This window comes from Pseudomonas sp. P8_241 (assembly GCF_034008315.1).
Classification (GTDB): Bacteria; Pseudomonadota; Gammaproteobacteria; order Pseudomonadales; family Pseudomonadaceae; genus Aquipseudomonas.
On sequence record NZ_CP125377.1, the window covers coordinates 86,777 to 97,797 of the forward strand.

General features: G+C 60.5%; 7 protein-coding genes and 1 pseudogene. 2 read left to right on the forward strand and 6 right to left on the reverse strand.

Features of this window, described 5'->3' with window-relative positions:
- Positions 1-4: 4 nt before the first annotated feature.
- The 6 genes from algG to QMK58_RS00450 all read right to left on the reverse strand — a co-directional run bounded on the left by algG (position 5) and on the right by QMK58_RS00450 (position 8,533).
- A complete protein-coding gene (algG, locus tag QMK58_RS00425; RefSeq protein ID WP_320395743.1) occupies positions 5-1,564 on the reverse strand; it encodes a mannuronan 5-epimerase AlgG in 1,560 nt (519 codons plus the stop codon).
- Between the two features lie 36 nt (positions 1,565-1,600).
- Complete coding sequence (locus QMK58_RS00430; RefSeq protein ID WP_218274097.1) at positions 1,601-3,034, reverse strand: alginate export family protein; 1,434 nt, start codon at positions 3,032-3,034, stop codon at positions 1,601-1,603.
- Positions 3,031-4,416 carry an alginate biosynthesis protein AlgK gene (locus QMK58_RS00435; protein ID WP_320395744.1) on the reverse strand — a complete coding sequence of 462 codons (1,386 nt, stop codon included), beginning with the start codon at positions 4,414-4,416 and terminating at the stop codon, positions 3,031-3,033. Before QMK58_RS00435 ends, QMK58_RS00430 begins: the two co-directional genes overlap by 4 nt.
- A complete protein-coding gene (locus tag QMK58_RS00440) occupies positions 4,413-5,588 on the reverse strand; it encodes a PilZ domain-containing protein (RefSeq protein WP_305729003.1) in 1,176 nt (391 codons plus the stop codon). Before QMK58_RS00440 ends, QMK58_RS00435 begins: the two co-directional genes overlap by 4 nt.
- Positions 5,589-5,651: 63 nt before the next feature.
- Positions 5,652-7,133 carry a glycosyltransferase family 2 protein gene (locus tag QMK58_RS00445; RefSeq protein WP_053163964.1) on the reverse strand — a complete coding sequence of 494 codons (1,482 nt, stop codon included), beginning with the start codon at positions 7,131-7,133 and terminating at the stop codon, positions 5,652-5,654.
- An 89-nt stretch (positions 7,134-7,222) separates the two neighbouring features.
- A complete protein-coding gene (locus tag QMK58_RS00450; RefSeq protein WP_053163967.1) occupies positions 7,223-8,533 on the reverse strand; it encodes a nucleotide sugar dehydrogenase in 1,311 nt (436 codons plus the stop codon).
- A gap of 663 nt (positions 8,534-9,196) precedes the next feature.
- Here QMK58_RS00450 and QMK58_RS00455 point away from each other — a divergent pair.
- Both QMK58_RS00455 and QMK58_RS00460 read left to right on the forward strand, forming a co-directional pair.
- Positions 9,197-9,429: pseudogene (locus tag QMK58_RS00455) on the forward strand (hypothetical protein); the annotation flags it as partial.
- Positions 9,430-9,830: 401 nt separating this feature from the next.
- Positions 9,831-10,862: a histone deacetylase family protein gene (locus QMK58_RS00460; RefSeq protein ID WP_053163969.1), complete on the forward strand. Its 1,032-nt coding sequence runs from the start codon at positions 9,831-9,833 to the stop codon at positions 10,860-10,862.
- The last annotated feature ends 159 nt before the right edge of the window (positions 10,863-11,021 follow it).

An 11,021-nucleotide genomic window follows, 5' to 3' on the forward strand; every position in this document is an offset into this window, starting at 1 on the left:
CGTTTCATTGTTTGTCACTCACTTGAAGTTGCGCCAACTTATCGAGCGGCAGGACCAGCACGGCCTGCTTCTGTCGCACCATCAGGTCGATGATTCGGCTCTGCTCCTTGGCAAGTGCACCGAATATGCCGATGCCGCTGGGCTGGGTCGGCATCAGCATTTCCACACCGTAGAGCTTCACGCTTTGCGGCGACACGACGGAGATGGCGCCCGATTCGTTACCGATCAGGCGACCGCCAACCACGGTCAGGGAGAGGTTCATGTCGAAGGGGTCGAGTATCAGGTCGCGGGGCGTGCCGACGAGGTCCTTGACGTGCCCGTAGATGCCGAGCAGGCCGTTGGCCACCGCGAGGTTTTCATAGAGCCCGATATTGGCGCTGTTGCGCACACGAATACCGTGGCGCGCGTTGTTGAACGCCCGGTTGCCCCACAACAGGTTGTCGCCGCTCTCGTAGATGGTGATGCCATCGGAGCCGTTGCGATAAACCTCGTTGTTGGCCAGCACGTTATTGACGCTTGAGCGGTCGACCACGATCCCGGAGAGGGTGTTCTCGTAGGAGCGGTTGTTGAAGATCCAGCTGTCATTCACCTCGCGGGAGACGATGATGCCGTGCTTCTCGCGGGTGCCATAGGCGGTGTTCTCGGCGATGATCAAGCGCCGCGAGCGGTCGTGCGGATCGATACCGTAGACGAGGTTGTTGCGGTAGGTATTGCCCTTGAGTACCACGTCATAGGCTTCGTAGCAGTAGAAGCCGTACCACATGTCGTCGAACATCGAGTCAATCAGCCAGCCGCTGGGATGGTCGCGCTGCATGGTCGGATGCATCGCCGGGCTGTACTGGGAGATGGATACGCCATAGGACTTGCTCGCGGTGTAGCCAAGACTCGATACCACCGAGTTGACGATATAGGTCTCGGTACCGCCCCAAGCGTTGAGGAAGGGGCGGAACTTGCCCTTCTTCTTGAACCAGTCCTGCTGGTTTTCCGTCTCGCTCCAGGCAGTAAGGCGGGTGTACATGATGAACAGCTTGCCGTCGTTGATCAGGAACGCGCCGCGCTCGCTGGATAGGCGCAAGTCGCGGGTTTCGGCGCCGACGTGCAGGGTCGCGCCTTGACTGACGACGATCGGCAGGCGAGCGATGTAGATACCCGGCTCGGTCTCCTCGAAATACTTCTTCGGCAGGCTGCGGGCGAGATCTTTCAACGTGACATAGCCACCCTCGATGAAAATCGCCTGGGGCATTTCACCCTGGCGCTTCACCCACTCACGCAGACGCTCGTCGCCACCGGTGAACTCCACCAATTGGTTCGGGCCGATCATGCGCTTGAGCACCACGTTGCCAGTGGGTTTGCGTACGATCCGGGCATTGGCCGCCTCGGCAGTATAGGGCGACAGATCGGGCAGCTTCGGCGGCTCGATCAGCAGCGACTCTGCGGGGATGCTCGACACCTTGTAAGCGGCTGCGGCGCCTTCCCCGGCCGGTGCCACGGCCGCCCACGCGAGGCTACCCGCGAGGACCACGCCGGCGACCCAGCGGTGCCTGTTTCTTGTGTGTAAATACATAGCGTCCAACTCCATGGTCAGCTCGGCAGGCGGCATTCAGTAGCGCCAGACAAAATCAACGAATGCGCGGTGCATACTCGAATCCGTGCCTTTGCCGAAGGCATCGCCCGGAAAGAACAGCCCGCCCCGGAAGCGGACCAGCGCGGAGGATGCCTTCAACCACTCCATCCCGGCCGGGATCTGCCCGCGGTTCAGGTAGCGCGTCACCACCAGGTCGACTTCTTGCCCGATATCCTTCTCGCCAGGCACCAACTGGGCCTTCAGGCCGCTGCTGCTGTCGGCCTGGTCATCCACCCGCCAGAAGCGGTGGTAGACAAGGCTGGCGTCGTAGTCCTCGGCCAACTGCCAGCCGCTGAACACGCTGGCCGCCTGCAGGTTGTTCATCTCACCGCGATAGGCTTCGCCGAAGCGGTTGATGGCACTCCCGGTGCCGGTGAATTTGGAGCGGTTGCTCTCCAGCCCGGTCTGTTGGAACTGCTCGGAGTCGTCGCCGTCAGAGCCGCCGCTGGCACGCATGTAGGTGGTACCGACGCGCCAGTTCTGGTCGATGTTCCAGCGCAGGCCAAGGTCGACCGCCCAGGCATCGACATCCTGGCTGACCTGGCCGTTGGCCTGGCGCCGGCCGTTGACGGTGTTGGTGCGCAAGGTGTCGACATTACCGGTCAGCCACGTGGCGGCGACCCAGTAATTGAGCGGCAGGTTGCTGCGCTCGTTGTAGAAATCGCCATTGAGTTCAGCCCCCAACCAGGTGAGGTCGCCGGTCGTGGTCTTGCTCATCTGGTCCACCGACTCACCCACCCCCGGCAGGTTGCCGCCATCATCGCTGTGATGGAGCTTCACTCCGGCCCAGTGACCCGGCTGCCACTGCCAGGACAGGTCGGCGAGCAGGTGCAGGCGATCCTCGTCCTCGGGCGCCAGTTCATCCAGGTCCGTGCGGTAGTCACTGAAACGTTCGGCAATGCCGACGTGGGCACTGAGCAGGGTTGTCTCGAAATTCCAGCGCAAGGCTTCGATATTGCTGTCCCACCACAGGCCGTCGGCACTGCGGATCTTCTGCCGACCGAGTCGCAAGGACTCTCCCGGATAAGCGCTCAGACCGCCATAGTCGACCCAGAACTCGTGCATGGCGAGGAACTGGTCCTCTCGCTCGCGGGCGTCGTTGGGGTCGAAGGTGTCGGATTCGCTGGTGTCCGACTCGATGGTGTCGGTGGCGAGGAACGCCTCGCCGAGCGCGAAGGCGCTCCAGTCGCCCTGACGGTTGTAGACCCAGGGCCGCACGCTGAGACCGACGCCATTGAAGTCGCCACCGTCGCGGGTACCCAGATCGAGGTCATCGATCGACTGCGCGGTGAGTTTGAGATTGGCGCCATAAGACAAGCCGGGTTGCGGCTGCGCCCCCAGGACGACGGAGCTGGCCAGCAATCCGGCCATGCAGGCCAGCGTGGTGACTGGACGGTATTTCGAAGTCATAGCACTTCCTGCGCTTGATCAGCTTGATTCCTGGCGGTGACCTGCTGGCCACCGCGAGCCTCGATTTCACGGGCCAGCAGGCTCTCCACCTGCTGGTAGTCCTGCGCCTGCAGCCTCGGCGCCAGGCGCTCCATCAGGATCTGCCCCTGGGCCACGCCCTGACGCGACGCGAGCGTGGCGAAGGTGTAGCTGTAGACGGCGTTGATCCGCACGCCCTTGCCCTCGCCAAACAGCTGGGCCAGCGCGATGTTGGCGCTCGGGTCGCCCGCACGCGCGGCAATCAGCAGATGCTCCAGCGCCTTTTCCGGCTCGATGTCGCCCAGCGCACCATCCCGGTACAGCCGGCCCAGCAGCAGGTGCGCCTTGAGGTGGGCGGGCGCGGCCTGTAGCAGGTACTGCTCCGCCGCCCGCGGATCGCCCGGTACGACTTGGCCCTTGAGGTACAACTGCCCGAGCATCAGCGCGGCGCGGCTGGAACCAGCTTCGATGCCCTTGTTCAGGTATCCAGTGAGTACGGCAGCATCCCCCTGGTCGGGGAAGCGCAGGACCAGCTCGGCCAAACCGCACCAGGCATCCGGGTAGGCTGGCGCAATACGCGTGTAGAGCACCTGGGCAGCCTTTGGATCAGCTTCGCCCAGGCTGCTGTCGGCCAGGACCTTGGCAACGCCCATCACACGTTCAGGCGACACCAGGCCGGCCTGGTAGGCCGAGTCCAGCCGCGCCAGCAACTGCTGCTGGCTGTCTTTATTGCCACGCCGCTGGAAGACCTCGGCCAGTTCGACATAGCATTCACTGGCCTGGTCCAGCCAGCCCTCACAGATGGCTTCGATCTCGTCCAGCTTCTGTTCGTAGTTGCCGCGCACACGGTACAGGAGCACTTTGCCGAGCCGGGCTTCGCCGATGCCTTGCGCCTGCCATTGCTCCAGCTCGCGTTCCAGCTTGCCGTCGGCAAGCTTTTGCGGATCTTGCAGCTGTAGCTGCACCAGCGGCAGCAGTGCGCTGTTGTCGCCGGCCGCCAGGCTCTGGCGCAGCAGTTGCTCGGCCTCCAGGCGCTCGGCAGGACTCGCCTGCGGCTTGCTCGCCAGCCATTTACCCAGCCGTGCTGGCGCCAACGGAGAGCGATCGAAGGCCTGGCGGTACAGCGTCTCGCCCTGCATCCGTTGCTCAATCAAAGGACTGCGTACCAGCAGGTCGGCGAGGCCGATCTGGGCCTCGACGTAACCCTGGCTGGCGAGGACGCGGTAATTCTGTTCCGCGGTCGCGAGGTCACCACCGCCCTTGGACGCCTTGGCCAGCTGCAGGTCGGGCAACGCCACGCAACCGGCCAGCAGACCGAGGCTGAGCGAGCTCAGCAGCCCGCATGCTAGTCCGGTGCTCTTCATTTTCCGAACACCAGGCTGCTCAGGCTGTTATTGGCGAAGACGCCATTCAACGGGCGAATGCGCACGTCCACCGGACGCTTGGCCAGATCGCTGGCAAGCGGCTCGTCTGGCTGGATGTGCACGCGGATGTCCGAAGCCAGGCCGCCGTCCTGCAGGGCGATGCTGTCGATCCGGCCGCCGCGTTCGGTGGTTTCGCCACCCACCAGGAAGGTCAGAGGGGTGCCTGGTTGCAGCTTGTTGAAAGCGCGGTACGGGAAGCGTGCTTCGACGGTGGCGACGCTGTCCACCGGCGCCAGCAGGAACACCGGGGTGCCCTTGGGCGCCACCTGACCATCACCCACCAGTTGGCTGACCACTTTGCAGTCACAGGGGCTGGTCAGGGTGCCCTGGAAGCGTTTGTTGAACAGGCGCTCAAGGTTGTCCGGGGTCATCTCCGATTCCGGCAGGGCACCCTTCAGGGCATCCAGCATGTTCGCCGTGAAGGTGGCCACCGGTGCGCCCTTGCTGACAGTGCTACCCACGGTGACCAGGCTTTGCACAGTGCCTTCGCGCGGCATCGCGACCTGCGCGCCGGGCACGCTGACCTGGGCCGAGTCAGCGTGGGTGACGAAGTAGATGTCATAGAACTGGTACAGCACGTAGGCGAAGGCACCCAGGCCAACGAGCAGGATCACCAGGGTTAAACCCATGGCGCGCAGGCGGCCGAGCAGGCTGAGCTTTTCATTCCCCTTGCCGCCACGGGCCTTGGTGAAGTTCTCGCGCTGGAGAATGCTGATCAGGCCACCGACATTCACCAGCTCGCCGCTGATCAAGGAACTGATGATGTAGCGCAGCGCCGACATTTCGCGCGGACGCAGGTTGTGAAATTCACAGCCAACGCGCTTGCCGCCGATAATGGAACGCACCTGGAATTCGACATCCATGGCGAAGCCGATGCCCTCCACTTTGAACATCAGCTTGCCGCGATAGAGCTTGCCCTCGACCACCGACTGGCTGCCCTGCTCGAAGCTGAAACCGCCAGCGGACAGGTCTACCAGTTCGACTTCCTGGACGCCGCCCTGTTGGCCTTGGAACCGGAGCTTCGCCGGCAGCTTCAGGCGCGCATGCTGACGCTGCGCCTCGGACTCATGCACCATATTGGCGTTGCCCACCGGGCTGATCACTGCACTCATAATTTTTTCCTTTCAAATTAGTAAGTTGAACCTGGCTTCAAGGGATTTGGGTCCTTTCGCCGATCACACCACGAACATCAGCAGGGCAAGAAAGACGCTGCCCGCGGAGAAGGTCATAGCGCGCGAAGACCAGGTGTTGAACCAGCGCGAAAAGCTGGCCAGGTCGCGATTAAGCTTGGTGTTCTGGCGGGTCCAGGATTGCCGGTCGAGGCGGAAGAAGACGTACACCTTCACCAGCGCGCCCATGATCTGGTTGTAATAGAGGATCAGCGGATAGGCCGGCCCCACCTTGTGCCCGGAGGCCAGCAGCAGCAGAGTCAGCGCCAGGCGAGTGAGGCCGATCCACAGCAGGTACACCATCAGGAAGGCGAAGCCGTACTTGAGGCTGGCAATGATCGCCACGGTGGGCCCCAGCAGGCTGGTCCACATGGATACGCGCTGGTCGGCCAGCACCAGGCAGGTGAACCAACCCAAACGATTCGGGCCAAGGCCCAGGGCGCGGGAGTTCTGCCGCAGGTTGTTGCCGTACCAGCGGAACATCAGCTTGCGACTGGCCTTGATGAAGCTCTTTTCCGGCGGGTGCTCAACTGTGTTGATGGACGCGTCCGGCACATAGAAAGTGTCGTAGCCCAGGCGCATCAGGCTGTACCAACTGGACTTGTCGTCGCCAGTGAGGAAGCGGAAGCGTCCGAGGCGCCAGTGTTCCAGATGGTCGGTCTCGACGTCAGCGATGAAGCCGGGATTGGTCACCACGCTGGTGCGGAATACCGACATGCGCCCGGTCATGGTCAGCACACGCTTGGAGAGCGCCATGGAGCACATGTTGAGGTGGCGCTGGGCGAAGCGCAGCTTGTGCCACTCGCTCATGATGTAGCTGCCGCGCACCTCGCAGAACTCGTTGGTGGTCAGACCACCGACATTGGGGAAAAGCTTGAACCAAGGCACGGTTTTCTTCACTACGCCCTGCTCCAGTACGGTATCGCCATCGATCACCGCCACCACCGCATCGTCGTCGGGCAGGTGCCGGGAAATGGCGCGAAAGCCGTGGGCCAGGCCATCGCGTTTGCCGGTTCCGGCGATGCGCACGAAGTCCAGACTGACCCGCTCCGGTGGGTTCATCTGCCGCCACAGGCTCTCGATCAACAGCTCGTCCGAGCGCTCAACGATGGAACACACCACGGTGGTCGGGTAGCCGCAGGCGATGGCCTCGCGGATCACCGATTGGTAGACCTGAGCGGTGGTTAGCGCCTCGATGCGGAAGCTGGTGACCAGCAGGAACACGTGGGATGGGGCCGCTTGCGCACCAAGCTGCCGCACTTTGCGCCGATACCAGGGGAACACCAGATAGAGGAAAATCATCCCCCGCACGAAATGCACGGCGCCCATGGAATATCGCCAGATGCCAATAACACCCAGCAGAAGAATGAAATCGACGGACTCCGGGTTGAATGTGCTTCGCGGCAGCAGCAATGCCATCCCCATGAGCGTGGTTACCAGCAGTAACCACCCTGCGGCGGTGCGCAGGCGACTCTGAAAAACATCCATGTTTCGGACCTGTATGACTTATCAACAATATGGCAACAGGAGCGCCGTGCCTGTTGCCAGGGCGCCCCAAGAGCATCACTGCAACGGTTCTACCAGCAGATACCCTCTAACCCGCCACCGCTGGACTGCCGCATAAACCCCACCAGGTCGAAGACCTGCTTGTCGGCGAAAGCCCGTTCTACCAGGGGCGCGAAGGCTTCATCGCCGTTACCCAGGACGATCACGTCGGCATTGGCGATCACTTCGTCGAAATTGGAGCGCAGCAACGACGAAACATGGGGAATCTTCGACTCGATATAGTCGCGGTTGGCGCCGTGAACACGGGCATACTCGACGTTGCTGTCGTAGATGCTGAGGTCGAAGCCCTTGCCGATGAGCATCTCGGCCAGCTCCACCAGCGGGCTTTCACGCAGGTCGTCGGTACCGGCCTTGAATGACAGCCCCAGCAGCGCAACCTTGCGCTTGTCGTAACTGGCGATGATGTCGAAAGCTTTGCGCACCTGCGCGGCGTTGCTGCGCATCAGCGAATCGATCAGCGGCGACTCGACGTCCAACTGGCCGGCGCGGTAGCTCAGAGCGCGCACATCTTTGGGCAGGCAGGAGCCGCCGAAGGCGAAGCCCGGGCGCATGTAGTAACTGGACAGGTTGAGCTTGCGATCCTGGCAGATCACCTCCATCACCTCACGGCCGTCGACGCCGACCGCCTTGGCGATGTTGCCAATCTCGTTGGCGAAGGTGACCTTGGCCGCGTGCCAGACGTTGCAGGTGTACTTGATCATCTCCGCGACTTCGATCGTCTTGCGGATGACCGGCGCATCCAGCTCGCGGTAGATCTCTTCCAGCAGGTCGCCAGAGGTGCTGTCCAGCTCGCCGATCACCGTCATCGCCGGAAAGTCGTAGTCCTTGATCGCGGTGCTCTCGCGGAGGAACTCGGGGTTCACCGCCACACCGAAGTCCACACCGGCCTTGAGCCCGGAATACTGTTCCAGGGTCGGAATCACCACATTGCGCAGAGTGCCCGGTAGCACCGTGCTGCGTACCACCACCGTGTGACGGGTGGTCTTGAACGGTAGAACCTGGCCGATCTGCCGGCACACTTCTTCGATGTAGGACAGATCGAGGTCGCCGTTGCGCTTGCTCGGCGTCGGCGGTGCGAGGAAGGAAATATCGGTTTCGAGGACGGCCTCGCGAACATCCAGGGTGCCGCGCAGCTTGCCGCTGGCGACCCCTCGCTGCAGCAGCTCGCCCAGCCCCGGCTCGACAATGGGCGATTTACCACTGTTGATCATATCGATCTTGAGAGCCTGAACATCGACTCCGATGATCTCATGCCCTCTTGCCGACAAGCATCCGGCACATACCGCGCCGACGTAACCCAGACCAAATATGCTGATTCGCATGCTACGAACGCTCCTTGCAACTTAAGGTCATGGAATGTCCCTATAACATTCCCATATCCATTTACAGGCAACTTTAATCCACGACCTGTAACCAAGTAGGACTGCGCCATTTACGCCGCCCTATATAAATTAAATCAACTTCAGTAACTTCAATATCTCTGTGAAACCCACACGAAAGCCAATGACCGCCATAACAAACGACGGTACTAGCAAGCACAAGACAGACGATAGAGAAGTAAGTGCAGCACTCCAGAAACTACGCAACCCTTCTTCGGCAGCTCCAAGTCGGGGCACATGGTGAGCACTTAGACAAAGCAAAGCAATAGAGCAATTACAAATTAACCACAAATAATGATTTTGACTTAATGGCGCCAAAACAACGGCAGCACAGTCATTCAATAGTAAGGCGAAATTAGTTGTCAGCTTTATGGCGACAATATATTTACTGAAGCCGAGCCACATTAGCGCGCCAAGCTTTTCGCCATATTAATGACGACTAAAATATGACACTTGATGCTATTTTTATGGCGCTGCGCTTTCGTCAACGCTTCAAGGCCAGGGATTCTTGCCAGTTGCGCGACTTCTTTGGAAAAAGTGGTCTGAAGTAGCGTGTTGCCGCTGACCGAAAAATGATCCATTAGTGCCAGCAAGGTAAATAGCGCAATCGCAATGACTCAGCCAAACCAAGAACCGCGCCGCGACCTTCAGGGGCTCGCCTGCGATGTGAAATGGTCAGCTGTCGAGTTGATGCGCATCGCTGAAGGTTGAGACAAGCCGCAAACGAGGCTGACTCCCAGGCAGCATTCAGAATGTGCCAAACTTTTCATGATGGTGAGGAGAGGCTTACAGGCTATGCCAAGGAGGCGCACTTGAGGCTCATTTTCCGCGCGAAGGCTCCTGTATCGGTGCTGGAATGCTCTACTGCTTGCGACATACTAATCGGAAACGATTTTGATACTTGCAGCCAATACGGGTAAATAGCTGTATTGGTAACGCGGTGCGTTTCAGACAGGGCAATGAACGCTTTCCGATGCAGACCAGGATGCTGATTAAGCACTTTATCAAAATATAGGCTCGAGCAAGCTACGAACCTCTGAGGCAGATTTCATTGTTCCCAGACGGTTTTTATTGCCTAAATTCACATGCGCCAATTCGTGGCGCCCCAAGAAGTAAGGGGGGCGAATTTCGGTCAGTTTTTTTGGCCGTATCGATCCCCTTTTGGCCTTTCCTGACGTTCTCCTAAACTGTCCTTGCCGCAAAACTGTGTTCAATCGAACCCGCCTGCGGAGAACAAGAAATGCTGACGATCTACTCGGACGATCACCACCTGCACCACGGCCGTTGCGAATTGATAGACGGGCAACTCAAGCCCTGCTTCGAGATGCCTTCGCGCGCAGACCATGTATTGGCCAGGGTGCAAAACCAGCATCTGGGCCCGGTGCAAGCGCCCAGGGATTTCGGTCTCGGACCTATCGAACGCATTCATAGCCGCGACTACCTCGATTTCTTCAAGGGTGCCTGGGCCCGCTGGACCAAATTCAACACCGACGGCGACCTGTTGCCGTACACCTGGCCGGCCCGTAGTTTGCGACAGGTCAAACCGACCAGCCTGCACGGCCAACTCGGCTATTACAGCTTCGACGGCGGCGCACCAATTACGGCCGGAACCTGGCAAGCGGCGTACAGCGCGGCACAAGTCGCCCTCACCGCCCAGGCAGAGATCCAGGGCGGCGCACGCAGTGCATTCGCCCTGTGCCGTCCACCGGGACATCACGCAGCCGGCGATTTGATGGGCGGTTATTGCTACCTCAACAACGCCGCCATCGCCGCCCAGGCGTTCCTCGATCAGGGCCACAAGAAAGTCGCGATCCTCGACGTCGATTACCACCACGGCAACGGCACGCAGTCGATTTTCTACGAGCGCAGCGACGTGCTGTTTACCTCGATCCACGGCCACCCGGAAGCCGAGTTTCCTTTCTTCCTTGGCTATGAAGACGAGCCGGGAGAAGGCCCGGGAGAAGGCTTCAACTTCAACTATCCATTGCCGGCCGGCTCAGGCTGGGAAACCTGGAGCGCTGCGTTGGAACAAGCCTGCAACGAGATCGACAGCTACGGTGCCGACATCATTGTCGTCTCCCTGGGTGTGGACACCTTCAAGGACGACCCGATCTCGCAGTTCAAGCTCGACAGTCCGGATTACCTGACCATGGGCAAGCGCATCGCCGGTCTCGGCAAACCGACGCTGTTCGTGATGGAGGGCGGTTACGCGGTAGAAGAAATCGGCATCAACGCCGTGAACGTCCTGCAGGGATTTGAAAGCGCTCAATGAGCAAAGCGGTCTCGAACCCGTGGCGAGGGCGCTTGCTCCCTCGCCACAGTTACTGGGTGAATGGCGAGACGACCGATAAATAGTTACCGCCCTGACAGGTGCGCGTCCCCCTACTGTGGATGACCCGAGGCGATGATCCCATCGCCCACATCGTCATAG

Bases quoted from the DNA above. Each gene is read 5' to 3' on its own strand.
- QMK58_RS00440 (WP_305729003.1), bottom strand. From the start codon at position 5,588: ATGAGTGCAGTGATCAGCCCGGTGGGCAACGCCAATATGGTGCATGAG.
- QMK58_RS00460 (WP_053163969.1), top strand. From the start codon at position 9,831: ATGCTGACGATCTACTCGGACGATCACCACCTGCACCACGGCCGTTGC.
- QMK58_RS00445 (WP_053163964.1), bottom strand. From the start codon at position 7,133: ATGGATGTTTTTCAGAGTCGCCTGCGCACCGCCGCAGGGTGGTTACTG.
- QMK58_RS00435 (WP_320395744.1), bottom strand. From the start codon at position 4,416: ATGAAGAGCACCGGACTAGCATGCGGGCTGCTGAGCTCGCTCAGCCTC.
- QMK58_RS00450 (WP_053163967.1), bottom strand. From the start codon at position 8,533: ATGCGAATCAGCATATTTGGTCTGGGTTACGTCGGCGCGGTATGTGCC.
- algG (WP_320395743.1), bottom strand. From the start codon at position 1,564: ATGTATTTACACACAAGAAACAGGCACCGCTGGGTCGCCGGCGTGGTC.
- QMK58_RS00430 (WP_218274097.1), bottom strand. From the start codon at position 3,034: ATGACTTCGAAATACCGTCCAGTCACCACGCTGGCCTGCATGGCCGGA.